This is a genomic window from Cupriavidus necator A5-1, from assembly GCF_000744095.1.
Classification (GTDB): Bacteria; Pseudomonadota; Gammaproteobacteria; order Burkholderiales; family Burkholderiaceae; genus Cupriavidus; species Cupriavidus necator_A.
In genome coordinates, this window is sequence record NZ_JQLI01000008.1 from 1,229,401 (window position 1) to 1,255,725 (window position 26,325).

General features: G+C 66.5%; 22 protein-coding genes and 1 pseudogene. 7 read left to right on the forward strand and 16 right to left on the reverse strand.

Annotated features, from left to right (window positions below):
• The first annotated feature begins 149 nt into the window (after positions 1-149).
• Positions 150-830 carry a CoA pyrophosphatase gene (locus tag K307_RS29810; RefSeq protein WP_042882500.1) on the forward strand — a complete coding sequence of 227 codons (681 nt, stop codon included), beginning with the start codon at positions 150-152 and terminating at the stop codon, positions 828-830.
• 37 nt (positions 831-867) lie between these two features.
• Here K307_RS29810 and K307_RS29815 read toward each other — a convergent pair whose 3' ends face one another.
• Positions 868-1,716 carry a sulfurtransferase gene (locus tag K307_RS29815; protein ID WP_042882491.1) on the reverse strand — a complete coding sequence of 283 codons (849 nt, stop codon included), beginning with the start codon at positions 1,714-1,716 and terminating at the stop codon, positions 868-870.
• A gap of 207 nt (positions 1,717-1,923) precedes the next feature.
• On the opposite strand from K307_RS29815, the pseudogene dnaE reads away from it, so the two are divergent.
• Positions 1,924-5,435: pseudogene (dnaE, locus tag K307_RS29820) on the forward strand (DNA polymerase III subunit alpha).
• A 19-nt stretch (positions 5,436-5,454) separates the two neighbouring features.
• Here dnaE and K307_RS29825 read toward each other — a convergent pair.
• Both K307_RS29825 and K307_RS29830 read right to left on the reverse strand, forming a co-directional pair.
• Entirely contained in the window at positions 5,455-6,528 is a 1,074-nt protein-coding gene (locus K307_RS29825) for a glycosyltransferase family 4 protein (RefSeq protein ID WP_042882493.1), read from the reverse strand.
• A gap of 33 nt (positions 6,529-6,561) precedes the next feature.
• The gene (locus tag K307_RS29830; RefSeq protein WP_042884518.1) at positions 6,562-7,332 is read right to left on the reverse strand and encodes a glycosyltransferase family 2 protein; all 771 of its coding nucleotides are present in this window, start codon (positions 7,330-7,332) and stop codon (positions 6,562-6,564) included.
• Between the two features lie 241 nt (positions 7,333-7,573).
• Between K307_RS29830 and K307_RS29835 the strand changes: the two genes are divergently transcribed.
• The 3 genes from K307_RS29835 (at position 7,574) to msbA (ending at position 11,394) form a co-directional block, all read left to right on the forward strand.
• Positions 7,574-8,803, forward strand: a complete 1,230-nt coding sequence (locus tag K307_RS29835) for an O-antigen ligase family protein (protein ID WP_230626171.1) — start codon at positions 7,574-7,576, stop codon at positions 8,801-8,803.
• A complete protein-coding gene (locus K307_RS29840) occupies positions 8,800-9,573 on the forward strand; it encodes a glycosyltransferase family 25 protein (RefSeq protein WP_042884520.1) in 774 nt (257 codons plus the stop codon). The genes K307_RS29835 and K307_RS29840 overlap by 4 nt, the downstream gene beginning before the upstream one ends.
• Positions 9,574-9,666: 93 nt before the next feature.
• Positions 9,667-11,394: a lipid A export permease/ATP-binding protein MsbA gene (gene msbA, locus K307_RS29845; RefSeq protein ID WP_080745263.1), complete on the forward strand. Its 1,728-nt coding sequence runs from the start codon at positions 9,667-9,669 to the stop codon at positions 11,392-11,394.
• A gap of 52 nt (positions 11,395-11,446) precedes the next feature.
• Here the strand turns inward: msbA and waaC are convergent, their stop codons facing one another.
• Entirely contained in the window at positions 11,447-12,445 is a 999-nt protein-coding gene (waaC, locus tag K307_RS29850; RefSeq protein ID WP_042884522.1) for a lipopolysaccharide heptosyltransferase I, read from the reverse strand.
• Between the two features lie 184 nt (positions 12,446-12,629).
• Here waaC and K307_RS29855 point away from each other — a divergent pair, with 184 nt between their 5' ends.
• Positions 12,630-13,220 carry a peroxidase-related enzyme gene (locus tag K307_RS29855; RefSeq protein WP_042884523.1) on the forward strand — a complete coding sequence of 197 codons (591 nt, stop codon included), beginning with the start codon at positions 12,630-12,632 and terminating at the stop codon, positions 13,218-13,220.
• A gap of 22 nt (positions 13,221-13,242) precedes the next feature.
• Here K307_RS29855 and K307_RS29860 read toward each other — a convergent pair whose 3' ends face one another.
• The 9 genes from K307_RS29860 to K307_RS29900 form a co-directional block, all read right to left on the reverse strand.
• On the reverse strand, positions 13,243-13,764 hold the full coding sequence (locus tag K307_RS29860; RefSeq protein ID WP_042884524.1) for a hypothetical protein: 522 nt from the start codon (positions 13,762-13,764) through the stop codon (positions 13,243-13,245).
• 227 nt (positions 13,765-13,991) lie between these two features.
• The gene (gene rng / locus K307_RS29865; protein ID WP_042884525.1) at positions 13,992-15,458 is read right to left on the reverse strand and encodes a ribonuclease G; all 1,467 of its coding nucleotides are present in this window, start codon (positions 15,456-15,458) and stop codon (positions 13,992-13,994) included.
• Between the two features lie 88 nt (positions 15,459-15,546).
• On the reverse strand, positions 15,547-16,149 hold the full coding sequence (locus tag K307_RS29870) for a Maf family protein (protein WP_042887545.1): 603 nt from the start codon (positions 16,147-16,149) through the stop codon (positions 15,547-15,549).
• A gap of 127 nt (positions 16,150-16,276) precedes the next feature.
• Positions 16,277-16,756 (reverse strand): 23S rRNA (pseudouridine(1915)-N(3))-methyltransferase RlmH, encoded by a 480-nt coding sequence (rlmH, locus tag K307_RS29875; protein ID WP_042884527.1) that lies wholly within the window; start codon positions 16,754-16,756, stop codon positions 16,277-16,279.
• Positions 16,757-16,802: 46 nt separating this feature from the next.
• On the reverse strand, positions 16,803-17,588 hold the full coding sequence (rsfS, locus tag K307_RS29880) for a ribosome silencing factor (RefSeq protein WP_042884528.1): 786 nt from the start codon (positions 17,586-17,588) through the stop codon (positions 16,803-16,805).
• 80 nt (positions 17,589-17,668) lie between these two features.
• Positions 17,669-18,400, reverse strand: a complete 732-nt coding sequence (locus K307_RS29885) for a nicotinate-nucleotide adenylyltransferase (protein ID WP_042884529.1) — start codon at positions 18,398-18,400, stop codon at positions 17,669-17,671.
• Between the two features lie 10 nt (positions 18,401-18,410).
• Positions 18,411-19,322 carry an oxygen-dependent coproporphyrinogen oxidase gene (hemF, locus tag K307_RS29890; protein ID WP_042884530.1) on the reverse strand — a complete coding sequence of 304 codons (912 nt, stop codon included), beginning with the start codon at positions 19,320-19,322 and terminating at the stop codon, positions 18,411-18,413.
• A 180-nt stretch (positions 19,323-19,502) separates the two neighbouring features.
• A complete protein-coding gene (gene purD / locus K307_RS29895) occupies positions 19,503-20,771 on the reverse strand; it encodes a phosphoribosylamine--glycine ligase (RefSeq protein WP_042884531.1) in 1,269 nt (422 codons plus the stop codon).
• An 88-nt stretch (positions 20,772-20,859) separates the two neighbouring features.
• Entirely contained in the window at positions 20,860-21,585 is a 726-nt protein-coding gene (locus tag K307_RS29900; protein ID WP_042884532.1) for a YebC/PmpR family DNA-binding transcriptional regulator, read from the reverse strand.
• 211 nt (positions 21,586-21,796) lie between these two features.
• On the opposite strand from K307_RS29900, the gene K307_RS29905 reads away from it, so the two are divergent.
• The gene (locus K307_RS29905; protein ID WP_042884533.1) at positions 21,797-23,332 is read left to right on the forward strand and encodes a helicase HerA-like C-terminal domain-containing protein; all 1,536 of its coding nucleotides are present in this window, start codon (positions 21,797-21,799) and stop codon (positions 23,330-23,332) included.
• Positions 23,333-23,377: 45 nt separating this feature from the next.
• Here K307_RS29905 and K307_RS46655 read toward each other — a convergent pair whose 3' ends face one another.
• From K307_RS46655 to K307_RS29915, 3 genes are all read right to left on the reverse strand, one after another.
• Positions 23,378-23,542, reverse strand: coding sequence for a DUF3149 domain-containing protein (locus K307_RS46655; RefSeq protein ID WP_080745264.1), 165 nt, complete (start codon positions 23,540-23,542; stop codon positions 23,378-23,380).
• 121 nt (positions 23,543-23,663) lie between these two features.
• Positions 23,664-24,314 (reverse strand): uracil phosphoribosyltransferase, encoded by a 651-nt coding sequence (upp, locus tag K307_RS29910; protein WP_022533940.1) that lies wholly within the window; start codon positions 24,312-24,314, stop codon positions 23,664-23,666.
• Between the two features lie 207 nt (positions 24,315-24,521).
• Entirely contained in the window at positions 24,522-25,922 is a 1,401-nt protein-coding gene (locus tag K307_RS29915) for an MFS transporter (protein ID WP_230626173.1), read from the reverse strand.
• Between the last annotated feature and the right edge of the window lie 403 nt (positions 25,923-26,325).

A 26,325-nucleotide genomic window follows, 5' to 3' on the forward strand; every position in this document is an offset into this window, starting at 1 on the left:
CATGCCGGCCGGGGCAGCCCGGCCAGCGTTTCCTCAGGAAGGGCACCTTACGGTGCCCTTTTTGCATGGTGCCGTGGCAACGCGGCCACGAGCGCGGCGGATTTTGCTGCGGCGCCGAAACGCGCGCTTCTGTCATACTTGCGCTTGTTATGCGTCCCGCCTTCGATCCCGAATCCCTCCCCGTCATCGACACCGATCTGCGCAACGGCGCCCTGAGCGCGCCGCGGCTGCAGGTGGACTTTATCCGGCACCGCTTCGAGGTGCCCCCGGCCTGGGCGCCGGAGCTGACCGATGAATCGCGCGTCTACGACCGCAGCCGCGGGCTGCGCGACGCCTCCGTGCTGGTGCCGCTGGTGGAGCGGCGCGATGGCCTGACGGTGCTGCTGACGCAGCGCAATGCCAACCTGAGCGCGCATGCCGGGCAGATCAGCTTCCCGGGCGGACGCCAGGAGGAGTGGGATGCCAACCGCATCGACACGGCACTGCGCGAGACGGAAGAAGAGGTGGGACTGGCGCGCGACTACGTTGAAGTGCTCGGCGCGCTGCCGGACTACATCACCGGCACCGGCTTCCACGTAAGCCCGGTGGTGGGCCTGGTGCGCGACGGCTTTACGCTGCGCCCGGACGCATCGGAAGTGGCCGATGTCTTCGAAGTGCCGCTGGCCTTCCTGATGGACCCTTCGCACCATGAGCGGCGCCTGTTCCGCTGGGTCGACGGCGAACGGATCTTCTACGCCATGCCCTATCCGCGCGAGGACGGCGGCCGCCGCTTTATCTGGGGCGCGACCGCGGGCATGCTGCGCAATCTCTACCACCTGCTGGCGGCCTGAGCCGTCAGGCGAATCCCAAGCCGCCGCCAGGCGAGTCTTAAGCCGCCGCCTTGTCCTTGCTGCCGACGCAGTGCGGGCAGCTCTCGCCGATCACGTAGTGCGGGCTTTGCTGCTCCTCTGGCGTGACCACCGCGCGGCAGGCAAAGCACTGCTTGGGGCCGGCCGGCTCCAGGTTCGGGTTCAGGGCGGTGCGATAGTCGAAGACAAAGCAGTCGCCGCGATAGTGGCTGCCGCCTACTTCCTCGAAATACTTCAGGATGCCGCCCTCGAGCTGGTACACGCGCTCGACGCCGACTTCCTGCATATGGATCGCCGCCTTCTCGCAGCGGATGCCGCCGGTGCAGAACGACACCACGGTCTTGCCCTCCAGCTCCGACTTGTGCGCGGCAACGGCCTCGGGAAATTCGCTGAACTTGGCGATGTCGTACTCGACCGCCGACTCAAAGGTGCCGACCGCGACCTCGAAGTCATTGCGCGTATCGAGCATCACCACCGGACGGCCTTCGTCGTCGTGCCCCTGGTCGAGCCAGCGCTTCAGATCGACCGGCCGCACCGAAGGTGCGCGGCCCGCCTCGGGGCGGATCAGCGGCATCTTCATGGTAATGATTTCCTTCTTGGCGCGCACCAGCATGCGCTTGAAGGGCTGGTTCTCCGACAGGCTTTCCTTGGGTGCGATATCGGCAAAGCGCGTATCGGCGTGCAGCCAGGTCATGAAAACGTCGATGGCTTCGCGCGGGCCGGCCAGGAACATGTTGATGCCCTCGGGCGCGAGCAGGATCGTGCCTTTCAGGCCTGCCGCTTCGCAGCGCTCGCGCATGGCCGGGCGCAGGGTCTCGATGTCGTCCAGCGAGACGAATTTGTAAGCGGAAATGTTGACGATCTGCATGAGAGACTGCGCGCGCACGGCCGCGTCCGGGAGGGCGCCGACGGCTTGCGATAACTGCCTGATTGGAAAGGCGAAATTATAACGCGCCCGGGCGCTCCTGCCGCGCATTCCCAAGCACCCCGATCAGCTTTGCGATGCGGCCTCCACGCGCGGCCTGCACGCAATATTGGAGGCCGGCAAGCGGGCCGAGCCGGTACAATGTCGCCCATGTCTGCACCCCGCTTCGTACACCTCCGCCTGCATTCCGAATACTCCATCGTGGACGGCATCGTCCGCCTGGAAGACGCCGTCAAGGCCGCCGCCGCCGATGGCATGGGCGCGCTCGCCCTGACGGACCTCGCCAACGCCTTCGGGCTGATCCGTTACTACAAGGAGGCGCGCGGCAAGGGCGTGAAGCCGGTGGTCGGTGCCGACGTCTGGCTCACCAACGCCGAGGACCGCGACAAGCCGTCGCGCCTGCTGCTGCTGGTGCAGGACCGCCGCGGCTACCTGAACCTGTGCATGCTGCTGTCGCGCGCGTGGTTGGGCAACCAGCACCGCGGCCGCGCCGAGATCGACCCGGCCTGGTTCCTCGAGCCCGGCGAGGACGACCTGCCGCTGGCAACCGGCCTGATCGCGCTGTCGGGCGCGATGGGCGGCGATATCGGCATGGCGCTCGCCAACGGCAATGCCGACGCCGCACGCCGCGCCGCGCAGCACTGGGCGAGCGTGTTCCCGCAGCGCTTCTACATCGAACTGCAGCGCGCCGGCCATGCCGGCACCGATGCCTACGTGCAGCACGCCGTGCAACTGGCGGCCGAGCTGCAGCTGCCGGTGGTCGCCACGCATCCGGTGCAGTTCATGACGCCGGACGACTACACCGCGCACGAGGCGCGCGTGTGCATCGCCGAAGGCGAGCTGCTGGCCAACCCGCGCCGCACCCGGCGCTTTACCACCGACCAGTACTTCAAGACCCAGGACGAGATGTGCGCGCTGTTCGCGGACATCCCCTCGGCACTGGAGAACGCGGTCGAGATCGCGCGCCGCTGCAACCTGACGCTGGAACTGGGCAAGCCGCGCCTGCCGCTTTTCCCCACGCCCGACGGCATGTCGCTGGACGACTACCTGGTCTTCATGGCCAAGGAAGGGCTGGAGAAGCGCCTGGCGGTGCTGTTCCCCGACGAGGCGGTACGCGAATCGAAGCGCCCGGAATACTACGCACGGCTGGAATTCGAGACCGGCACCATCATCAAGATGGGCTTCCCCGGCTACTTCCTGATCGTGGCGGACTTTATCAACTGGGCCAAGAACAACGGCGTGCCGGTGGGGCCGGGCCGCGGTTCGGGCGCCGGTTCGCTGGTGGCGTATGCGCTCGGCATTACCGATCTTGATCCGCTCAAGTATGCCCTGCTGTTCGAGCGTTTCCTGAACCCGGAACGGGTCTCGATGCCCGACTTCGACATCGACTTCTGCCAGCACGGCCGCGATCGCGTGATCACGTACGTGAAGGAAAAGTACGGCAAGGACGCGGTATCGCAGATCGCCACCTTCGGCACCATGGCGGCCAAGGCCGCGGTGCGCGACGTGGGTCGCGTGCTCGACCTCGGCTATGGCTTTGTCGATGGCATCGCCAAGCTGATCCCGTTCAAGCCGGGCAAGCTGGTCACCATCGAGGAGGCCAAGAAGGAAGAGCCGCTGCTGACCGAGCGCGAGAACAACGAGGAAGAAGTACGCCAGCTGCTGGAGCTGGCACAGCGCGTCGAAGGCATGACCCGCAACGTCGGCATGCACGCCGGCGGCGTGCTGATCGCGCCCGGAAGGCTGACCGACTTCTGCCCGCTGTACACGCAGGGCGCGCAGAACGACGGCATGAGCGGCGTGGTCAGCCAGTACGACAAGGACGACGTCGAGGCCGCCGGCCTGGTCAAGTTCGACTTCTTGGGCCTGACCACGCTGACCATCCTGGACTGGGCCGAGCGCTATATCCGCCGCCTCGATCCGAGCAAGGCCGACTGGAACTGCAGCCATATCCCGCTCGACGACGGCCCCGCCTTCGACATCCTCAAGACGGCCAACACGGTCGCCGTGTTCCAGCTGGAAAGCCGCGGCATGCAGGGCATGCTCAAGGACGCCAAGCCTGACCGCTTCGAGGACATCATCGCGCTGGTGGCACTGTACCGACCGGGCCCGATGGACCTGATCCCCAGCTTCTGCGCGCGCAAGCACGGCCGCGAGAAGGTGGAATATCCCGATCCGCGCGTCGAGCCCGTCCTGAAAGAGACCTACGGCATCATGGTCTACCAGGAACAGGTGATGCAGATGGCGCAGATCATCGGCGGCTACTCGCTCGGTGGCGCCGACCTGCTGCGTCGCGCCATGGGCAAGAAGAAGCCCGAGGAGATGGCGCAGCATCGCGTGATGTTCCGCGAGGGCGCCGACAAGAACGGCCTCTCCGCGCAGCAGGCCGACGACATCTTCGACCTGATGGAGAAGTTCGCGGGCTACGGCTTCAACAAGTCGCACGCGGCCGCGTATGCGCTGCTGGCGTACTACACGGCCTGGCTCAAGGCCATCATCCGGCCGAATTCATGGCAGCCAACATGTCGCTGGCCATGGACGACACCGACAAGGTCAAGATCCTCTACGAGGATTGCAAGCTCAACAAGATCGCGGTGCTGCCGCCCGACGTCAACGCCAGCGAATACCGCTTCGCGCCGACCGATCGCAAGACCATCCGCTACGGGCTGGGCGGCATCAAGGGCAGCGGCCAGGGCGCGATCGAAGACATCCTGCGCGCGCGCGAGGAGCGGCCCTTCACGGATCTCTTCGATTTCTGCGAACGCGTCGACCGCCGTCAGGTCAACCGCCGCACCATCGAGGCGCTGATCCGCGCCGGCGCCTTCGACAGCCTGAACGACAACCGCGCCCAGCTGCTGGCCTCGGTGCCGATCGCGATGGAGGCCGCCGACCAGAAGGCCGAGTCGGCCAACCAGGTGTCGCTGTTCGACCTGATGGGCGATGGCGGCGACGCGCACCGCCCCGAACTGCTCGACGAGCCGCGCTGGAGCCCCAAGCGCACGCTGCAGGAAGAAAAGCAGGCGCTCGGCTACTACTTCTCAGGCCACCTGTTCGACGCCTACCGTGACGAGGTGCGCCGCTTCAACAAGGGCACGCTGGCCGCGCTGGAAAAGGAAGTGCAGGGCAACGGCGGCGGCTTCGGCCGCGACGTGCGCGGCAAGACCATTGCCGGCGTGATCAGTGGCATCCGCACGCAGATGACCCAGCGCGGCAAGATGCTGATCGTGACGCTGGACGACGGCACCGGGCTGGTCGAGATGACGGTGTTCAACGAGCTGTTCGACGCCAACCGGAATATGTTCCGCGAGGACGAGCTGCTGATCGCCACGGGGAATGCGCGGCACGATACGTTTACCGGCGGGGTGCGGTTTACGGCGGAGTCGGTGATGGACCTGGTGGCCGCTCGCACCCGGTTTGCCAGCGCCGTGCGGCTGGCGATGAACGGCAATTCGTCGACCGGGATGCTGCGCGAACTGCTGACGCCGCACCTGGCCCGCGCCAGCGGCGTGCAGGGTTTGCCGGTGCGCATCCACTACCAGGCCGCGGCAGCTTCGTGCGAGGCCATGCTCGGTCCGGACTGGAAGGTGGTGCCGTCCGACGAGGCGCTGACCGCGCTGCGGCTGGCGCTGTCGCCGGACAGCGTCAGCACCGTCTACGAATAAGCCGACGGCAGCGGTGGTGTCAGGCCGCCTGCCGGGCGGCGCGCGCGCTGGCCGCCAGCGCCAGCAGGGCGTCGACGTGGGCCTCGATGCCCGGATCGTAGTTGAGCATCGCCATCGGATCCGCCAGCCGACCCTGGCCGGTGCGTGCCGCGTCGACCGCGGCACGAATCGCGCGGTCAAGCGTATCGGCGCGATCGCGCGCGAACGCATGCACTGCCTGCGGCCGGATGACTTCCAGGCAGGCGATATTGTCGGCAAACACCAGCGGCGTGCCGCACAGCACCGATTCCACCCCGACCAGCCCGAAGGGTTCATAGCCCGAGGCCAGGATGGTGAAGTCCGCGGCGCGGTAGAGTGCGTCGATCCGGCTGCTGTAGCCTAGCTCCCGCACCCGCGGGATGCTGCGCCCGACCGGGCGGCCGGCCACGGCGAGCGTGATCGGCAGGTCCGATTTCGAGAAATAGTCGGCGAGAAGGTCGAAACCCTTGCGGGCATGGCCTGACGACGGGAACAGGAACACCACCTCGTCGTCGCCGAAACCGAACTCGTGGCGCAACGCGGCGCGCGCGTCGGCGTCGACCGGCGTGAAGCGCTGCGTGTCGACCGGCGGATAGATCAGTTCCACGCGGTCCGGCGGGATCCCGTACAGCTCGATCACCTCGCGGCGCATCAACGCCGAATGTGCCACCACGCGATGCGCACCGGCGTACTGCGCACTCTCGAGGTTGATCTGCCACTGGTCGGAGCGGCGCGGGGGCGTGCCGCGCGCGGTGAGGTATCCGCGGTGGGTGCCGCCGCAAATGGCGATGTCCGAACCGCGCACGCGGTTGCAGCCGATCAGCACTTCGTCGGCGGGCAGGCGCGCCTGCAGCCGCCATGAGAAATAGCGGTCGCGCAGCTTGCCGGGCAGCCACGAGACCACGATGCGATGGGGCGTGACACCGGCCGACTGCGCCACGCCCGCATCGAAGCGGCGCGCGTAGACCGACACCTCGGTACCGGCGCGGGCCGCCATCGCGCGGCTGATGTCGAGCGCATAGCGCTCCAGGCCGCCGCCGGCGCCGAAGCGATTGCAGGAGATGCCAACTTTCATCGATGGAGGGAGTGGAGGATGAGGGCGGCCGCGTCAGGGGGCGGGCTTGGCATCTGCGGCAGCGGCAGCGTGCAGCTGCGCCAGCTTGGCGTACTTGTAGTAGCTTGCCTGCGCATTCATCAGCGCCACGCCGAAGCCTGCACTGCCGTCCAGGAAGCCTCGCTTCAGGAAATAGGTACGGACAAAGGCCCACAGACCGTGGCCGGCGGCCGACGCGACCGAGCTGCGCTTGCCGCGGGCGTAGGCCTGCTGCGCACCGGCGCTGGAATAGGCGTCGATCTTGCGCAGCACGTCCGACAGCGAGCGGTAGCTGTAATGGACCAGCGGTTCTTTCAGATGGACGAGAGGGTCGTCGACCTTGAGATGCTCGTGCACCAGGTCATCGGTGAAGCGGCCGCGGCCCTTGCGGAAGACGCGGGTCACGTAGTCGGGATACCAGCCGGCGTGGCGCACGAAGGTGCCGCAAAACGCGGACAGGCGGGGCAGGGCGAGCGCCTGCGCGCCCGGCTGCTGCAGTTGCGCGAGGATTTCGTCGCGCAGGGCCGGCGTTACGCGTTCGTCCGCATCCAGGCTCAGGATCCAGTCGCCGCTGGCGGCCTCGACCGCGCGGTTCTTCTGCGGGCCGAAGCCCGGCCACGCCTCGGTCTGGATTACTGTGGCGCCGGCTGCACGCGCAATGGCCACAGTGTCATCCGTGCTAGCCCAATCCACTATAATCGCCTCTTCGCACCAGGACACGCTTTCGAGGCATGGCCCGATATTGTGAGCTTCATTCCTGGTGATGATGACGGCCGAGACTCTCATGGAACGTAAAGGCGGCGCACAGGTCGGACAAACCGACAGGCCGCCGGCGTTGCCCACGGCGCCAGGCGGTGGATGTTGACCGCGCATTCTACCGCACCGGCGCAGTGCCCCTGGAGACGCCTGGCAGGGTTCCTGCCAGCCTCCCGGGGCAGTTTTCTCAATCACGAATTTGATGATAAGAGCACATTTGTCCCGCTTTACAGGGATGGAAAAGGTTTTGTCCCTGGTGGCGTGTGCCGCATTGATCTCCTTTCCGCTCCTGCTGCTGACCTATCCCTCCGCAGCCAATACCGGTTTCACCCTGCTGCTGATGTGGTGCCTGATTGCCCTCGCGCTGCAGCGCCGGGCCGGCCTGGCCTCATGGGGTTCAATGCTGCGCGCCCACTGGCCCATGGCGGCCGCGATGGCGTCGCTGCCGGCCGCGCTGCTGCTGCGCCAGGTCCTCAGTGGCGAGCCGCCTGACGTGCCGTATCTCTATTTGCGCTTTGCCCTGTTCGTGCTGCTGGCATGGGGCCTGGCCCAGCTCGGCCGGCGCGTGCTGCAAGGCGTGCAGTGGGGGCTTGTGGCGGGCGCGATCGTGTCCGCGGTCTGGATCCACACGCTGGCGGAACACGGCCGGCCGATCCATGTCGGCGTCAGTAACGTGATTCCGTTTGCCAACCTGTCGCTGCTGATGGGCATGCTGGCCCTGGTCTCGATCGGCTGGGACCGCCGCCGCCACCACTTGGCCGTCGGCGCCAAGCTGCTGGCGGGGGCGGCCGGGCTGTACACCTCGTATATCAGCGCCACGCGCGGCGGCTGGCTTGCCATTCCCGTGCTGCTGCTGTTTGTGCTGATGGTCATGCGCGGGCTGAACTGGCGCAGCCGCGCAGCACTGCTGGCCGTGCTGGTCGGTAGCATGGCGGTCGCCGGTTATTGCAGCAGCATCGTCAAGACGCGCGTGACCGAGGCATTCTCGAATATCGCGGCCTTCTCTTCGCAAACCGGCCTGGATACCTCGGAGGGCTGGCGGCTGCAACTGTGGAAGGCGTCACTCAATATGCTGCAATCGCACCCGCTGACCGGCGTGGGTCCGGAAGGCTTCTCGCCCGCCCTGGATGCGCTGGCGGCCAGCGGCTTTATCACGCCGGCCACGACTCAGTTCGGGCACTCGCACAACGACATCCTGTATCTGGGCGCCACGATGGGGCTGCCCGGCATGCTGGCGGTACTCGCCGTCTACCTGGTGCCGGCCGTTTTCTTCCTGCGCCATGTGCGTAACCGCGATGCGGTGGTGCGCGTAGCTGCCACCATGGGCCTTGCCACCAGCGTCGGCTTCCTGCTGTTCGGCCTGACCGAAGCCATGTTCTTTATCGCGATGACCAACGCGTTCTACACGCTGATGATCTCCACCTGCTTTGCCATCGTGGTGGCCAGGGATCACCAGCCCGAGCCGCTGGCACGACCGGATGCGCAGGCGGTGGCGGCATGATCGGCGCCTACGTCATCAACCTGGCAAGCGCGCAGCCGCGCCGGCAGCGCATTTCGGGGCAGCTGGAACGGCTCGGCGTTCCCTTCCAGGTGTTCCCGGCCGTCGACGGGCGCGCCCTGACCGAAGACGAGGTGGCGCAGCGCTATGATGCGGCCGCGGCGGCGTTCAGCTACCGGCCCATGAGCCGCGGCGAGGTCGGGTGCGCGCTGAGCCATCTCGGCGTGTACCGGAAAATGCTGGAGGACGGTGCGGAGTTCGCGCTGGTGCTGGAGGACGATGCACTGCTGGGCGACGACTTGCCGGCGGTACTCGCCGACCTGCAGCAGCATCTCGATCCGGCCCGGCCCGACGCTGTGCTGCTGTCCCATATCGACAAATACACTCGCTGGGGCACGCGCCCGCTCGGCCGCGACCGCAAGCTGGTCAGGCGCTATGGCGAGTGGTGGCGCGCACATGGCTATGTGGTCACCCGCGCCGCGGCGCAGCGGCTGCTCGACGGCCTGCAGCCGCTGTGGTGCGCGGCCGACTACTGGTCCGCGTTCGAGAAGCGCGGCCTGGTCTCGGTCCGCGCCGTGGTGCCGTATTGCATCGGCCTGACCGAACTGGCGGACGAGTCGGCGCTGGAGGGCCATCGCGCCGATCTCGACGCGACCGACAAGGCCCGGCGCAGCATCGGCTATTATCTGCGCCGCTACGTTTATCAGCGCTTCCTGTTCCAGTTCCTCGTCAGGCCGTTCCTGCGGGTGGCCCGGCAGAAGCGTCCGGGCTAGCATGCGCGCCCGGGCCAACGCATCCACACAGAAGACACTTCAGTGACCACATCCAAACCGCCCATTTCGCCGGGTTCTACCGTGCCGTCCAGCATGTCGGCCCGGCTCTGGTCTTACCTGCGCCCCGAGCTTCGCGTCTTTATCGGCGCCATCCTTGCCATGGCGGTGGTCGCGGCCAGTGAAGGGGTGATCCCCAAGGTCGTCAACGACCTGCTCGACAAAGGCTTCGGCGGCGAGTACGCCGGCACGCTGTGGCATGTGCCCGCGCTCCTGACCGGCGTGGCGCTGATCCGCGGCGTGGCGCAGTTTGCCTCGGGCTATCTGCTGAACCTGATCTCGAACCGTGTGCTGCTGAAGATGCGCATACAGATGTTCGAGCGCCTGCTGCACGCCCCGGCGGCGTTCTTCCACCGTAACACCGCGGCATCGCTGATCAATGCGGTGATCTTCGAGGTCAACCAGGTGCTGCAGATCCTGACCAGCGTGTTCATCACGCTGGTGCGCGACTCGCTGACGGTCGTGGCGCTGCTGATCTACCTGTTCTATACGAACTGGCGCCTGACGCTGATCGTCGCGGTGATCCTGCCAGTGATCGGCTACCTGATGTCGAAGATCAACCGCCGGCTGCGCAAGCTCAACCGCGACCACCAGACCTACACCAACAACGCCGCGTATGTGGTGGAAGAGGCCGTGGGCGGCTTCAAGGTGGTCAAGCTGCACGGCGGCGAGGCCTACGAGCTGTCGCGCTTCCGCACCATGGCCGAGCGGCTGAAGAACTACTCGATGCGCATGGCGGTCGCCGGCGGGTTGAACCAGCCGGTCACGGCATTCCTGGCTGCGCTGGCGCTGTCGGTCATCATCACCATCGCGATGGTGCAGGCGCAGGGCAACCAGACCACGGTGGGCGGCTTCACCGGCTTCGTGATGGCGATGCTGCTGCTGATCTCGCCGCTCAAGCACCTGACTGACATCAACCAGCCGCTGACGCGCGGCATCACCGCGGCGGAGATGATCTTCCGCCTGATCGACGAACCGATCGAGCCGCAGGACGGCGGCAAGCCGCTCGGCCGTGCCCGTGGCGAACTGGCGTTGGAGAACGTCGGCTTCCGCTATGGCGAGGCGCCGCGCGCCGCGCTGGAGGGCATCAACCTGCGCGTCAGCCCGGGCGAGGTGGTGGCGCTGGTGGGCCCGTCGGGCAGCGGCAAGACCACGCTGGTCAACCTGGTGCCGCGCTTCTTCGATCCCACCGCCGGGCAGATCCTGCTGGACGGCATGCCGCTGCCCGAGCTGGCGCTGAAGGACCTGCGCAACCAGATCGCCTTCGTCAGCCAGGACGTGGTGCTGTTCAACGACACGGTGGCGGCCAACGTGGCGTATGGCGCGCAATCCGAGGACAAGATCGACATGGCGCGGGTCGAGCGCGCACTGGCGGCGGCCTACCTGACGGACACGGTCAAGGGGCTGCCGGAGGGCGTCAACACCAATATCGGCGACAACGGCATGAAGCTGTCAGGCGGCCAGCGCCAGCGCCTGGCGATTGCCCGCGCGCTGTACAAGGATGCACCGATCCTGATCCTGGACGAGGCCACTTCGGCACTGGATTCGGAATCCGAGCGCCAGGTGCAGGCGGCGCTGGAAGAGCTGATGAAGGGGCGGACCACGCTGGTGATCGCGCACCGGCTCTCGACCATCGAGAACGCCGACCGCATCGCCGTGCTGGACCACGGTCGGCTGGCGGAACTGGGCACGCATGAGGAACTGCTGGCCGCCAACGGCCTCTACGCCGGGCTGCACCGGATCCAGTTCGCGAGCCACCATTAAGATGCCGGGGGGAACTCCCCGGACAGCAGGCCGGCGCTGAGCGCCGGCCTTTTTATTTCCGCTCGGTGTGCTGTGAAGAGACCTGCGGCTGCACGCCCAGCACCTCGTCGATAGCGGCCAGCACTTCGGCTCGCTGTGGCACCACGCCGCCACCGCCCAGCGATACCGCGCGCCCCGGCGCATCGACACCGTACAGGTGGCGCGAAGTCGTCGTGAACAGGATCACGGTCGGCCGGCGCAGCGCGTCGGCGATATGCACGAAGCCGGTATCCATGCCGACCACCAGCGAGGCCTTGCCGACCATCTGCGCCACGCCGGTGATGCTCAGGCGCGGCATGACTTCGGCGCCGGGCACGCTGGCGGCGATGGTCTCGGCTTCCTTGCGCTCCGCCTCGTTGCCCCAGGGCACCAGTACGCGCAACCCGCGTGCGGAGATCGCGCTGCCGACGCTGATCCAGTCGGCTACCGGCCACTTCTTCTCTTCGCTCGAGGTGGCGTGGAACAGCATCGCGTACGGACCCTTGGCCGCCGGGGCTGGCGTATCCGGGGGCATCTGCAGGCCGTAGTCCATCTCCTTGGTCAGCTCGAAGCCGAGCGCGCGGCTGACCGCGCGACGCATACGCTGCCGTGCGCAGTCCTCTTCGACGAATGGCGCAAAGATGTGGTTGTAGGCAAAGCTGGCCCCGCTCTCGCCCAGTTCCTGCACCGGATAGCCATAGCGATGCCGCGTGCGCGCCAGGAACGAGACGATGGCGCTCTTGTAGACGCCGTGGACGTCGAGCACCGCATCGTATCTCTCGCGGCGCAGTTCGCGCAGCGCGCTGAAGATGGCGCGCAGGTCCGACCATTTACGCGACTTTTTCAGCGCGCGCAGCGGCGCGGCGATCACCCGGTCGATATTCGGGTTCCAGCGTGGCACATCGGCACAGTAGGAGTCGGCGATCCAGTCGATCTTCACGCCGGGGAAAGCCCGCTGCAGGTCCGCGACCAGCGGCTGGGTGAAAACCATGTCGCCCAGGGATGTCAGCTTGACGATGAGAATGCGTTTCATCGGGAAGAGTACGGCGGCTCGGAGGGCGCTCGCCTTGTTCAGAAGGTGCGTAGTATGCCTGATCCGGTGGACATCAGTACGAGCGATGCATGCGCAACATGGCTGGCGCCGAACCCGCGCCGATCCGTTAGTATCTGAAGCAGAAGAACACTACGTGACCGACGCACGACTACAGGAGACCACCATGCCCGACCCGGCATTCCCCATCAGCCGCTACCCCGTACCGGCACTGAAAGACCTCCCCGACGACATCCGCGCCCGCATGCTCGAAGTCCAGGAAAAAGCCGGCTTCGTCCCCAACGTCTTCCTCGCGCTGGCGCACCGCCCGGATGAATTCCGCGCCTTCTTCGCCTATCACGACGCGCTGATGCTCAAGGAGGGCGGGCTGACCAAGGGCGAGCGCGAGATGATCGTGGTGGCGACCTCGGGCGCCAACCAGTGCCTGTATTGCGTGGTGGCGCATGGCGCGATCCTGCGCATCTACGAGAAGAAGCCGCTGGTGGCCGACCAGGTTGCGGTGAATTACCTGAAGGCGGACATCCCGCCGCGCCAGCGCGCGATGCTCGACTTTGCGATGAAGGTGTGCAAGGCGTCGCATGAAGTCGGCGAGGCGGACTTTGCCGCGCTGCGCGAGTACGGCTTCTCGGAAGAAGACGCCTGGGATATCGCCGCCATCACCGCATTCTTCGGCCTGTCGAACCGGATGGCCAACACCATCAGCATGCGCCCGAACGACGAGTTCTACCTGATGGGTAGGGTGCCGAAAGCCAAATAGCGCGCTGGCCCCCCGGGCCGGCTCAGCGTATTTCGGCGCATTTTCCGTTGTTGGGATCGAACAGCACCGGCCACGCCTGCTCATAGATGCCGGGCGTGCAGTGCTTCTCGCAGCGGGCATGGGCCAGCGTCACGCGGCGCGGATCCTGCCACACCAGCAGCTTGCACTGGCTGCCGTCGATGGCTTGCAGTTCGATGTGGGGCGTGTCGGCGACCTGGCGGAAGTCGGCCAGGTTGAACTCGCAACTGCCGCGCCGCGACACCCACAGCTTCCACCTCAGCGCACGCACTTCGTTGCCCCTGACATCCATCTGCGCATCTTCGCGGAAGCCGTCTTCCTCGGTGCGCTTGCAGGTGGCGACGATATTGATGGTCTTTTGTGCGATCGGGGTGGCACGCGGCGCCTTCTTGGGTGGCGGCGCTTCGGCGATCACCGCGGGCGGCAGTGGGGGTGGGCTGGGGCGTCTTGCAATCATAGGAAACTCGACGCAGCCGGCAAGCAGCAGGACGGCCAGCAGACAGGCCCCATGGTTCGTGGCGTTCATGCCGGACTCCTCCTCGCCGACCGGCGCGGCCGTGTCCCGTTGTGTGACACAGGGACGCTGCGCGCCGGGCGCGGCATCGGTCACGATGCCGCTGACTACCCTTGATTAGTTATAGCGGATCGAAGCGCGAACCGGAGGAAACGGGAGCTAGGGCGACTACCGAGGCGGGAAGGCATGCGAACCGGCAGCGCTTGCCGGTGGCCGCGCCAGCCCCTTCAGCATCTGCATTACATCAGGATAATGTCGTACTGCTCCTGGTGGAAGGTCGATTCCACCTGCAGCGAGATTGGCTTGCCGATAAAGTCACCGAGCATGGCCAGGTGCTGGCTTTCTTCTTCCAGGAACAGGTCGATGACCTCCTGCGAGGCCAGGATGCGGAACTCGCGCGGGTTGAACTGGCGCGATTCGCGCATGATCTCGCGCAGGATGTCGTAGCACACCGTGCGCGGCGTCTTGACCTGCCCCTTGCCCTGGCATACCGGGCATTGTTCGCACAATACGTGCGCCAGCGATTCGCGCGTGCGCTTGCGCGTCATCTCCACCAGCCCGAGCTGCGAGAAGCTGTTGACCGTGATCCGGGTGCGGTCGCGCGACAGCGCGCGTTTCAGTTCAGACAGCACCGCGTCGCGGTGCTCGACATTCTCCATATCGATGAAATCGATGATGATGATGCCGCCGAGGTTGCGCAGCCGCAGCTGCCGCGCGATGGTGTGGGCCGCCTCCAGGTTGGTCTTGAAGATGGTGTCGTCGAAGTTGCGCGCGCCCACGTAGCCGCCGGTGTTGACGTCGATGGTCGTCATCGCCTCGGTCTGGTCGATCATCAGGTAGCCGCCTGACTTCAGGTCGACCCGGCGCGACAGCGCCTTCTCGATCTCGGCGTCGATATTGAACAGGTCGAAGACCGGGCGCTCGCCGGTGTAGTGCGACAGTCGCGGCAGCACCGCCGGCGTGTATTCCTTGGCGAACTCCACCAGCATCTGGTAGTTCTCGCGCGAATCGATCTGGATCACGCCGGTGGCGTCGTTGATGAAGTCGCGCAGTACGCGCTGCGCCAGGTTCAGGTCCTGGTAGAGCAGGGCGGGTGCAGGCTGCGTGGTGGCGTTCTGGCGGATCGCGCCCCAGATCTTGCGCAGGTAGGCGATGTCGTTGCCAAGTTCCTCGTCGGTCGCTTCCTCGGCGATGGTGCGCACGATAAAGCCGCCGCGCTCGTCGGTGGGCACCAGGCCCTGCACGCGGCTGCGCAGCGCCTCGCGGTCCACTTCTCCTTCGATGCGCTGCGAGATGCCGATATGCGGATCCTGCGGCAGGTACACCAGCGTGCGCCCGGCAATGCTCACCTGCGTGGACAGGCGCGCGCCCTTGGTGCCGATCGGGTCCTTGATCACCTGCACCATCAGCGCCTGGCCTTCGAACAGGGTCTTCTCGATCGCCAGCTGCGGGGTGGCACCATTGCGGTCGGCGTCGCGCGGATGCCAGATATCGGCCACATGCAGGAAGGCAGCGCGCTCCAGGCCGATGTCGATAAAGGCCGACTGCATGCCGGGCAGCACGCGCACCACCTTGCCCAGGTAGATATTGCCGACCAGCCCGCGCGTGAGCGTGCGTTCGACGTGCAGTTCCTGGACGGCAGCCTGTTGCACGATGGCGACGCGCGTCTCTTGGGGCGTGATGTTGACGAGGATGTCTTCAGTCATAGCGGGTGAAACGCGGTGCCGGTGGCCCGGCTGTATAGGGTGGCCCGGCGCGCAGGCCGGGTCTTGTCTGGGCGCGGGGGCGGGCCGCTCAGAACTGCAGGCGGGCCTGGCGAAGTAACGCCGCCGTCTCAAACAAGGGCAAACCCATGATACCTGAATAGCTGCCCGCGATCCGCTCGACGAACTCGGCCGCGCGGCCCTGGATGCCGTAGGCGCCGGCCTTGCCGAGCGGCTCGCCGCTGGCGACATAGCGCTCGATCTCGGCGGGCTGCATCGGGCGGAAGGTGACTTCGGAAACCGACAGGGCATGGCACATGCCGGTGGTCGATACCACCGTCACGGCGGTCAGCACACGGTGCGTGGTGCCCGACAGCGCGCCAAGCATGGCCGCGGCGTCGGTGCCGTCGGCCGGTTTGCCCAGGATGCGGCCGCCCAGGCAGACCGTGGTGTCGGAGGTCAGCACCGGCGCGTCGGGCAGCGCCCGGCGCTCGCGGCGGCGCAGCGCCGCTTCTGCCTTCAGCGCACACACGCGCTGCACGTAGTCGTCGGGGGTTTCGCCGGGCAGCACGACTTCGAGCGCTTCGGCGTCCTCGTCGTCATTGGCAAGCAGCAGTTCGTAGCGAACGCCGAGCTGGGTCAGCAATTCGCTGCGGCGCGGGCTCTGGGAGGCGAGGTAGAGGTAGTCGTGCATCGCGGGGACGAAGATCACGCCCGTGAAATGGGCGGCGGAATCGGCAAGGATGGGGGCGTGCCGGCAGCCCGGCGGTGGCCCGCATTGTACCGCCAGCGGCGATAACGACCGCCGGTGAGCGGCGGGCTCAGGCCCGGTGGTAAGGATGGTTCTGCGTGACCGACCAGGCGCGGTACAGCTGCTCGGCCAGCAGCACGCGCACCATGCCGTGCGGCAGCGTCAGGCTGGACAGCCGGATCAGGGTGCTGGCGCGCGCCTTCAGCGCCGGGTCGAGGCCGTCGGCGCCGCCGATCAGGAAGGCGACGTCGCCGCCGTCGCGCTGCCAGTCGGTCAGTTGCGCAGCCAGTTGCACGGTGGTGAAGTCACGGCCGCGCTCGTCCAGCGCGACGATGCGGCACTGCTTCGACAGCGAGCCGAGCACCGCCTCGATCCGCGCGGCTTCGCGCTGCATCACGGTGGCCGCGTTGTTGCTGGAGGAGCGGGTTTCCGGCTTGACCTCGCGCAGTTCGATGCGCAGCTCGGGCGGCATGCGCTTGGCATACTCGCTGAAGCCGGTTTCGATCCAGCCAGGCATCTTGTGGCCGACGGCCACGATCACCAGTTGCATGAGGACTTGTCTGCTCGCGGCCGGCGGGCGGCCGCGCGCTCGGAAATCAGGCCGAGCGGGTGGTGCGCTTGCGGGCAGCCGGCTTGGCTGCGGCGGACCTGCTGGCTGCGGCCTTCGTTGCGGTCTTGGTAGCCGTCTTTGTAGCCGTCTTGGTAGCCGTCTTGGTGGCGGTCTTGCGTGCCGTGGTGCCGGCGGCGGTCTTGCGCGGTGCCGCGGCGCGGGTGCCGGTCGTCTTGGTGGCGGTCTTGGTGGCCGTCTTGGTCGCCGTGGTCTTGGTGGCGGTCTTGCGGGCCGGCTTGCGGATGGTGGCGATCGCGTCCGGGTCGGTGTCCTCGTGGCCCATCGGCGGCGACGGCTCCTTCATGCCTTCCGGCAGGCGGGCCAGCGCCGGGCGCAGGCTGCTGGCGCGGCGTGTGCCGCGCACGGCGGGGACGTCGTCCTCGTCTTCTTCCATTGGCTCGCTGGCCTTGGCCAGGCCGCGGGCGCCGGTGGCGAGCTTCATGCGCACCGGCTTGTCGCCCCAGATCTCTTCCAGGTTGTAGTACATGCGCAGCTGGGGCTGCAGGATGTGGACCACGGCGTCGCCGCAGTCGACCAGCACCCATTCGCCGGTTTCCAGCCCCTCGACCGCCACGATATGGCCGCCGGCTTCCTTGACCGTATCCCGCACCGAAGCTGCCAACGCCTTGGTCTGGCGATTGGACGTCCCGCTGGCAATCACCACCCGGTCGAACAGCTCGGTCAGGTGGCTGGTGTCGTACACCTTGATGTCCTGCGCTTTGACATCCTCGAGGCCGTCGACGATGGCGCGTTGCAGTTTACGAATATCCATGGTGTCTTCTTGTTCAGCTGAGATCGGTTGGGTGGTGGGCGTCGGGTCTGGTCAGACCCCGGTCACGCCCTGCCGGGGAGTCACGTCCTCGCAGGAACGTCGCGGTACAGCCCGTGGCTTGCGATGTAGTGTGCCACGCCCGGCGGCAGTTGGTCATCTGCCGGCTGGCCGGCTGCCAGGCGCTGGCGCAGATGGGTGGAAGACAGGTCGACGGCGAGCGTCTGGTCGATCCACATCCGGCCGGAGGGCGTGCATTGTATCAGGTGTGTGTCGGCCTGGCGCTCGGCCAGCGCTTGCAGCACCGGGCCCTCCAGCGCGGCCAGCGCGAAGCGCGGGCGCGTGGCGGTGCACAGGTGCACGTGCTGGAACAGTTCCTGCCAGCCGTGCCAGGTGTGCAGGCGCAGCAACTGGTCGGCGCCCATCAGCCAGCACAGCGAGGCCTCTGCGCCGTATTCGGCGCGTAGCTGGCACACAGTGTCGATTGTGTAGCTGGGGCCGGCGCGGTCGACTTCCATGCGGCTCACGCGGACCTTCGCGCCGCTGTCGTTGAGTGCGGCAGCAGCCAGTTCGGTCATGGCCAGGCGGTCGGCGGCGGGCGTCACGTCGGCGCCCTTCTGCCAGGACTGGCCGGTGGGAATCCACACCAGTTCGTCCAGGCCCAGGTGCTCGATGCACAGCCGTGCCAGCGCCAGGTGGCCGACGTGGGGCGGATCGAAGGTGCCGCCGAGGATACCCAGGCGGTAGGGACGGGAGGGGTGCGGCGGTTCGCCCGCGTCGGCGGCGGGCTTGCGGTGTTGCGCAGGATTGGCCATAGGTCTGCCGTCAGGCCCAGTCGCGTGCCGGCAGGAAGTCGGTATACAGCGCCGCTTCGGGGCTGCCCGGTTCCGGTTGCCAGTCATAGCGCCAGGTCACCAGCGGCGGCATCGACATCAGGATGGATTCGGCGCGTCCGCCCGATTGCAGGCCGAACAGCGTGCCGCGGTCGAACACGAGGTTGAATTCGACGTAGCGCCCGCGCCGGTAGGCCTGGAAATCGCGCTCGCGCTCGCCGTAGGGGGTGTCCTTGCGCGCCTGCAGGATCGGCAGGTAGGCGTCCAGGAAGGCGTCGCCGACCGACTGCATCATCGCGAAGCTGCGCTCGAAGCCCAGCGCCGAGAAGTCGTCGAAGAAGATCCCGCCGACGCCGCGTGCCTCGTTGCGGTGGCGCAGGAAGAAATACTCGTCGCACCATTGCTTGAAGCGCGGGTACAGCTCGTCGCCGTAGGGCGCGAGCGCCTGCTCGCAGGTGCGGTGGAAATGGGTGCAGTCGTCGGCGTTGCCGTAGTACGGCGTCAGGTCCATGCCGCCGCCGAACCACCATACCGGCTCGGCTCCGGGCTTGACCGCCAGGAAACAGCGCACGTTCATATGGACTGTGGGCACGTACGGGTTGCGCGGATGGAACACCAGCGACACGCCCATCGCCTCGAAGCTGCGCCCGGCGAGTTCTGGCCGGTTGGCGCTGGCCGAGGGCGGCAGGGTATCGCCGCTGACGTGCGAAAAGCCCACGCCGGCGCGCTCCATCACCGCGCCGCCTTCCAGGATGCGGGTGCGGCCGCTGCCGCGCAGGCGTTCGGTGGGCGGTTTCTCCCAGGCGTCGGTCAGGAACGGCTGGCCCTCGATGGCGCCGATGGCATCGGTGATGCGGTCTTGCAGGCCGAGCAGATAGGCACGGACTGCCTGGGAATCGATCATGGTTGGCGAAGGCGGATAAAACCGGCGGATGGACCCGGCGGATGGCATTCCGGCAGCCTCTCGGCTGCCGGGTGCGTCACAGCGTTGTCACGATTGTACCGGCTGGGGCGGCCGGGCGGTCGCATGGGTCCAAAAGCTGGCCAGCAATGTGCCGGCCCATGGAAGGCTGCCGGTGCAGACTCAGCGCTTGATGGCCCGGTATCCGATATCGGTCCGGTACTGCATGCCATCGAACTGGATCTGCTCGACCGCAGCGTAGGCGGCGCGCTGCGCGGCCTTGACGGTGTCGGCCAGCCCCACCACGCACAGCACGCGCCCGCCCGAGGTCAGCAGCGTGCCGTCCTTGAGCGTGGTGCCGGCGTGGAAGGTCACGCTGTCGTCGGTCTCGGCCGGAATACCGGTGATGGCGTCGGCCTTGCGCGGCGCGTCGGGGTAGCCATAAGCGGCCATCACCACGCCCAGCGCGGTGCGGCGGTCCCAGTCCAATTCGACGGCGTCGAGCTTGCCGTTGACGGCGTGCTCCATCACGTCGACCAGGTCGGTCTTCAGGCGCGCCAGGATCGGCTGGGTTTCCGGGTCGCCCATGCGGCAGTTGAATTCCAGCGTCTTCAGGTTGCCGTCCTTGTCGATCATCAGGCCCGCGTACAGGAAGCCCGTGTACGGGATGCCGTCCTTTTCCATGCCGCGCACGGTCGGCAGGATGATCTCGCGCAGCGCGCGCGCATGCAGCGCGGGCGTGACCACTGGGGCGGGCGAGTAGGCGCCCATGCCGCCGGTGTTGGGGCCGGCGTCGCCGTCCAGCAGGCGCTTGTGGTCCTGGCTGGTGGCCAGTGCCAGCACGTTCTTGCCGTCGACCAGCACGATAAAGCTGGCTTCCTCGCCTTCGAGGAATTCCTCGATCACCACGCGCGCGCCGGCGTCGCCCAGCTTGTTGTCGGCCAGCATCATGTCGACCGCGTGATGCGCTTCTTCCAGCGTCATCGCCACCACCACGCCCTTGCCAGCAGCCAGGCCATCGGCCTTGATCACGATCGGCGCGCCCTGCGCGTCGATATAGGCGTGTGCCTGGGTGGCGTCGGAGAAGGTCTGGTAGGCGGCGGTGGGGATGCCGTGGCGCTGCATGAACGCCTTGGCGAAGTCCTTGGACGACTCCAGCTGCGCGGCAGCCTGGGTGGGCCCGAAGATGCGCAGGCCCTTGGCGCGGAAGATATCGACGATGCCCGCCGCCAGCGGGGCCTCGGGGCCGACCACGGTGAAGGCCACGCCTTCGCGCTCGGCAAAGGCGGCGATGACCTCGGGATCGGTCAGCGGAACATTCTGCAGGCGCTTGTCGAGCGCGGTCCCGCCGTTGCCCGGCGCGACGTACACCACCTGAATCCTGGGGGACTGGGCCAATTTCCAGGCCAGCGCGTGTTCACGTCCACCCGAGCCGACAACCAATACTTTCATGATCCACTGCCAGAAAAGAAACGCATGCAAAAAGGCGGCAGCTTGGGTCTTTGGAGCCTGGCTGCCGCCGATGGGGGCTAGATATTACTTAGTCTTCAATCACCGCGTTGGTGAAGACTTCCTGCACGTCGTCCAGGTTTTCCAGGGCGTCGAGCAGCTTCTGCATCTTGGCCGCGTCGTCGCCGGCGAAGCTGACTTCGTTCTGCGGCTTCATTACCACGTCGGCCACTTCCGCCTTGAAGCCTGCGGCTTCCAGCGCAGTCTTGACCGCGGAGAAATCGTTGGGCGGGCAGGTCACTTCGATCGACTCGTCGTCGTTGGTGACGACGTCGTCGGCGCCGGCTTCCAGCGCCGCTTCCATCAGCTTGTCTTCCGGCGTGCCGGGCGCGAACAGGAACTGGCCGCAGTGCGTGAACATGAACGCCACCGAACCCTCGGTGCCCATGTTGCCGCCGTGCTTGGAGAAGGCATGGCGCACTTCGGCCACGGTACGGGTGCGGTTGTCGGTCAGGCAGTCGACGATGATGGCCGCGCCGGCCAGGCCGTAGCCCTCGTAGCGTATCTCTTCGTAGTTCGCGCCTTCCAGGCCGCCCACGCCGCGCTGGATCGCGCGCTGGATGTTGTCCTTGGGCATGTTCGCGTCCATGGCCTTGTCAATCGACAGGCGCAGGCGCGGGTTGGAGTCGACATCGCCGCCGCCGAGCTTGGCGGCCACGGTGATTTCCTTGATCAGGCGGGTCCAGATCTTGCCGCGCTTGGCGTCAGCGGCAGCTTTCTTGTGTTTGATATTGGCCCATTTCGAGTGACCGGCCATGATTCTCTCCGAGACGGAAAACGCTGTTGTGCGGTGATGGAATGCGGGATCGCCATGCGCGCCGCGGCTGGGCCGCAGGGCCACGGGACGGCGCGCGCCAGGTGACGGATATGCCTGGCGGCTGGCTATAATCAGCCCAGGATTTTATCACGCGGGCCTGCCCGCGCCGCTGCCGTGGCGAGTCCCGCGGCACCTTGTTATCAGGAAGATCATGGCCGACCCCATCCTTATCGCCAAGAACGCCGAACATGAACTGGTGCTGCTGCCGCAGATGGGCAACCGGCACGGGCTGATCACCGGCGCCACCGGCACCGGCAAGACCGTCACGCTGCAGACGCTGGCGCAGGGGTTCTCGCGCCTGGGGGTGCCAGTCTTTATGGCGGACGTCAAAGGTGACCTGACCGGCATTTCGCAGGCCGGCCAGCTCTCGGACAAGCTCAAGCAGCGCCTGGCCGACATGAACCTGCCGGAGCCGGCGTGGGGCGCGTGCCCGACCACGCTGTGGGACGTGTTCGGCCAGAAGGGCCACCCGGTGCGCGCCACGGTCTCGCACATGGGGCCGCTGCTGCTGTCGCGCATGCTGGAGCTGAACGACACCCAGCAGGGCGTGCTCAACCTGGTGTTCCGCATCGCCGATGCCAACGGCCTGCTGCTGCTCGACGCCAAGGACCTGCGCGCAATGCTGCAGCACGTCGGCGACAACGCTTCGCAGTACACCACCGAGTACGGCAATATCTCGGCCGCGTCGATCGGCGCGATCCAGCGCGGGCTGATCGCGCTGGAGTCGCAGGGCGGCGATGTGTTCTTCGGCGAGCCGATGCTCAACCTGGAAGACTTCATCCAGACCGAGAAGGGCCAGGGCGTGGTCAATATCCTGGCTGCGGACAAGCTGATGAACTCGCCGCGGCTGTACGCCACCTTCCTGCTGTGGATGCTGTCGGAACTGTTCGAGAAGCTGCCCGAGGCCGGCGACCTGGACAAGCCCAAGCTGGTGTTCTTCTTCGACGAGGCGCACCTGCTGTTCAACGATGCGCCCAAGGCGCTGCTCGACAAGATCGAGCAGGTGGTGCGGCTGATCCGCTCCAAGGGCGTGGGCGTGTACTTCGTCACGCAGAACCCGATCGATATCCCGGACACCGTGCTGGGCCAACTCGGCAACCGCGTCCAGCACGCGCTGCGCGCGTTCACGCCGCGCGACCAGAAGGCGGTCAAGGTGGCGGCCACCACCATGCGTGCCAATCCGAAGCTGGACGTGGAGACCGCGATCGGTGAGCTGGGCGTGGGCGAGGCGCTGGTGTCGTGCCTGGATGCCAAGGGCACGCCGTGCGTGACGGAGCGGGCGTGGGTGCTGCCGCCGGGAAGCCGCATCGGACCGGCAACGGACGAGGAACGCAAGCGGCTGATCGCCAATTCGCTGGTGGCGGGTACTTACGAAAAGACCGTGGACCGCGAGTCGGCCTATGAAAAGCTGCGCGGCAGCGTGGCGACGGTCGGCAATGGCAACGGCGGCACCGCCAAGGCGCCGGCCGGGCAGCCGGGCGGACAGCCTGCAGGCGAACAGGACAGCGGCTGGCTCGGCACCGCCGGCGAGATCTTCGGCACGCTGACCAAGGGCACCGGCAAGAGCGGTCGCGGCGATTCGATCCTGGAATCGATGGCCAAGTCGGCCGCGCGCACGGTGGGGTCGCAGGTGGGGCGTGAACTGATCCGCGGCGTGCTGGGCAGCCTGCTCGGCAAGAAGAAGTAATCGTCGGGGAAAAGCAGGGCGGGCCGCGCTTGCGGCCCGTTACGGTCAGCTGCGTTGCGCCGTCTGCTGTGTCTTCGCGGCTTCCGCGTCCTCGCGCATCTTGCGCGCGAACATCCGCGCGAAGAACCAGCCCATGCCGATGATAAAGACGATCACGCCCAGGCTCATCAGGCCGGTGCTGGTGCTGAAGAGGATCTTGAAGGCTTCCATGCTTGGCTCCCTGTGGGTTGGCGGTATGCGCCGGCAGGTTACCGCCAGCGCCTGCCGCCAGTGTAGGGAGCCGTTCAGTACGGACTATTGAGGCCGGTCAAGCCCGCGCAAGGGTCGGCACTCAGTTCTTGGTGCCGAACAACCGGTCGCCGGCATCGCCCAGGCCCGGCACGATATACGCGTCGCCATCCAGGTGACTGTCCAGCGAAGCCACGAACAGCTTCACGCCCGGATGCGCCTTCTGGAACACCTCCACGCCCTCGGGAGCAGCCACCAGCGCGACGAAGGTAATCGCCTCGTCCTTGACGCCACGGCGCTTGAGCACTTCCACCGCGTGCACGGCGGAGTAGCCGGTGGCCACCATCGGATCGCACAGGATGAAGCTGCGGTCTTCCAGGTCCGGCAGCCGCACCAGGTACTCGACCGGGCGATGCTGCTCGTCGCGGTACACGCCGATATGGCCGATGCGCGCCGACGGGATCAGCTCCACCAGCCCGTCGCTCATGCCCACGCCCGCGCGCAGCACCGGCACGATGGTCAGCTTCTTGCCGGCGATCACCGGCGCATCCAGCTCGACCAGCGGCGTCTCGATGCGGCGCGTGGTCAGCGGCAGGTTGCGCGTGATCTCGTAGCCCATCAGCAGCGTGATCTCGCGCAGCAGCTCGCGGAAGGTGCGCGTGGACGTCTCCTTGTCGCGCATGTGCGAGAGCTTGTGCTGGATCAGCGGGTGATCGAGGATAAACAGGTTGGGAAAGCGCGGATCTTGTTTCATGGCTGGCGGCTAGGGCTCGGCGGGATAGGGTCAAGCGGGTGAAGCGGGCGGCCAGATCGGGTGGACCAGCGCGCCGCGCCGTTGCAGCCGGATTGTAATGGAAGCGGGCCGCCCTGCCTGCGGCTTCGTTTCAGGACCCGCCCCAGCCAGCACCGTCGGCGGCCTCCCTCTCCGCGGGGAGCGCCAACGGGCTGACGGTGCCTTGCTCTAATCCAGCGCGCGGTTCTTCGACTCGATATCCACCATGAAAATGGCGATCGCCGCCATGGCAAGAAATGACGAAAGGAGCGCAAGGGCAAGTGTGAACTGGCTGGCCATGATCGGTGCAATGATCGAAGGCGCGAAGAGGCCGCCAAAGCGCGCCATCGCACCCGCGGTGCCCATCCCGCTGGCCCGCAGATCCGTCGGGTACACCTCAGGCGTGAAGGCGTAGAGTGCTCCCCAGGTACCGAGGAGCGCGAAGCTCATCAGCAAGGTGGAGCCGATGACAAGCGCAGGGGACTGGCCCAGGCTATAGAGCATGCAACCTGCCGCGCTAAGAAGCAGGAAGCCGATCAGGGTCGGTTTCCGACCCCAACGCTCGACGCCGTGCGCGGCGAGCGCGAAACCGGGAAGCTGGACAAGTGCGAGCAGGATCAGGAAGACCTGACCACGCATGAAGCCAAAGCCCTGGCCAGCCAGCTTTACCGGCAGATACACGAAGACGCCGTAATAGGCGATTGAGATGAGCATCCACGCGGCAAGCAGGCAGATGCTACGGCGTCGGCATCCGGCCGCGAAGAGCGCAAAAACCGATTTGCGCTCCATCTGCTGCGGCTCCAGGGAGCCAATTTCCACGGCAACGCGGTTGGCGGTGGCTACACGCTGAAGCACCGCGCGTGCCTCCGCCGAGCGTCCCGATTTATTCAGATAGAGCGGAGACTCGGGAACAAAGAACCGGAAGACCACGCCGACCAGGGCGGGGATGCCAGTGACGAAGAAGATCAGCCGCCAGGCTTCATCGCCGCGCGAGACGGCGATCAGGGCAAGAATGGCAAGCAAGATCGTGCCGACGGCCCAGAATGACTCCAGCAGGACCAGCCAGCGACCGCGCCGGTCGGAGGGCAGAAACTCGGCCATCATGGTGTAGTCAACGGGCAACGTGCCGCCCACGCCGATGCCTGTCAGGAAGCGCAGCAACAGAAGCCACTGGAATTCCGGTGCGAACGCGGACGCGACACCACAGACAGCGTCAATGACCACCGCCATCATGAGCACTGGCCGGCGGCCGATCCTGTCCGCAAGCCGACCGAACACGAAAGCGCCAATCAGCATGCCGACAAAGAACATCGTCCCGGTCTGCAAAGCCGTCGGTACGGGGATGCCAAATGTCGCAGCAATGGACGGCGCGGTGAATCCGATCGAGAGCACCTGCATCGCGTCAGCGAGCCAGACCAGGCCGAATATGGCAAACAGCCGATACTGGAATCGACCGACTCCGGCCGCGCGGATGCCTTGCTCGATCGTGATGGTTTGAGACGACGCTGCCCTCGCGCTTGGCTGTTGGGCCGAGCTTATCGTTGCGTCTGGGATTGTCGTTGTTGCCATGGATGAAATTGATGACGACATGTTGTCTACCTGTCTTTATAGGCTGGTTCTTGAACTCGGAAGCACACGTTTATCGAAGCAGGGCCGGAGTACGGTACTAGCTGATGCGTGATGCAATCGCACCGATTGCAACGAAACGTGGTGACTACTCCAATCTGGCGAGGCTAGAACTAACCCGGTAGTACGCCCGCAACACTTTCCCGGTACTGATACGACATAGTCACTCCTTGTTGTCTACCCTTGGTTGGTCCAGGCCCGGCCTCACGGTTGGCATGGCGGTGGACTATGCAAGCCCCGGGCCAGCGCTTCCGGTGATGTAAAGGGCCAATCTTGTGGTTGTGTTGTCTCGTCTGCCGCTTGCGGCGCGCCGTCCTTGTGCGGGGGAGGCACCGCTGCGCGCCGTGCGGCACTCATGTAGTGCGCA

What these genes read in the sequence shown, in the direction of transcription:
- K307_RS29900 (WP_042884532.1), bottom strand. Translation starts at nt 21,585, where the DNA reads ATGGCCGGTCACTCGAAATGGGCCAATATCAAACACAAGAAAGCTGCC.
- waaC (WP_042884522.1), bottom strand. Translation starts at nt 12,445, where the DNA reads ATGAAACGCATTCTCATCGTCAAGCTGACATCCCTGGGCGACATGGTT.
- K307_RS29815 (WP_042882491.1), bottom strand. Translation starts at nt 1,716, where the DNA reads ATGCAGATCGTCAACATTTCCGCTTACAAATTCGTCTCGCTGGACGAC.
- K307_RS29810 (WP_042882500.1), top strand. Translation starts at nt 150, where the DNA reads ATGCGTCCCGCCTTCGATCCCGAATCCCTCCCCGTCATCGACACCGAT.
- K307_RS29825 (WP_042882493.1), bottom strand. Translation starts at nt 6,528, where the DNA reads ATGAAAGTTGGCATCTCCTGCAATCGCTTCGGCGCCGGCGGCGGCCTG.
- K307_RS29860 (WP_042884524.1), bottom strand. Translation starts at nt 13,764, where the DNA reads ATGAACGCCACGAACCATGGGGCCTGTCTGCTGGCCGTCCTGCTGCTT.
- K307_RS29830 (WP_042884518.1), bottom strand. Translation starts at nt 7,332, where the DNA reads ATGAGAGTCTCGGCCGTCATCATCACCAGGAATGAAGCTCACAATATC.
- msbA (WP_080745263.1), top strand. Translation starts at nt 9,667, where the DNA reads ATGTCGGCCCGGCTCTGGTCTTACCTGCGCCCCGAGCTTCGCGTCTTT.
- K307_RS29905 (WP_042884533.1), top strand. Translation starts at nt 21,797, where the DNA reads ATGGCCGACCCCATCCTTATCGCCAAGAACGCCGAACATGAACTGGTG.
- K307_RS29885 (WP_042884529.1), bottom strand. Translation starts at nt 18,400, where the DNA reads ATGGCCAATCCTGCGCAACACCGCAAGCCCGCCGCCGACGCGGGCGAA.
- K307_RS29870 (WP_042887545.1), bottom strand. Translation starts at nt 16,149, where the DNA reads ATGCACGACTACCTCTACCTCGCCTCCCAGAGCCCGCGCCGCAGCGAA.
- rsfS (WP_042884528.1), bottom strand. Translation starts at nt 17,588, where the DNA reads ATGGATATTCGTAAACTGCAACGCGCCATCGTCGACGGCCTCGAGGAT.
- K307_RS29840 (WP_042884520.1), top strand. Translation starts at nt 8,800, where the DNA reads ATGATCGGCGCCTACGTCATCAACCTGGCAAGCGCGCAGCCGCGCCGG.
- K307_RS29855 (WP_042884523.1), top strand. Translation starts at nt 12,630, where the DNA reads ATGCCCGACCCGGCATTCCCCATCAGCCGCTACCCCGTACCGGCACTG.
- rlmH (WP_042884527.1), bottom strand. Translation starts at nt 16,756, where the DNA reads ATGCAACTGGTGATCGTGGCCGTCGGCCACAAGATGCCTGGCTGGATC.
- K307_RS29915 (WP_230626173.1), bottom strand. Translation starts at nt 25,922, where the DNA reads ATGTCGTCATCAATTTCATCCATGGCAACAACGACAATCCCAGACGCA.
- rng (WP_042884525.1), bottom strand. Translation starts at nt 15,458, where the DNA reads ATGACTGAAGACATCCTCGTCAACATCACGCCCCAAGAGACGCGCGTC.
- hemF (WP_042884530.1), bottom strand. Translation starts at nt 19,322, where the DNA reads ATGATCGATTCCCAGGCAGTCCGTGCCTATCTGCTCGGCCTGCAAGAC.
- upp (WP_022533940.1), bottom strand. Translation starts at nt 24,314, where the DNA reads ATGAAACAAGATCCGCGCTTTCCCAACCTGTTTATCCTCGATCACCCG.
- K307_RS46655 (WP_080745264.1), bottom strand. Translation starts at nt 23,542, where the DNA reads ATGGAAGCCTTCAAGATCCTCTTCAGCACCAGCACCGGCCTGATGAGC.
- purD (WP_042884531.1), bottom strand. Translation starts at nt 20,771, where the DNA reads ATGAAAGTATTGGTTGTCGGCTCGGGTGGACGTGAACACGCGCTGGCC.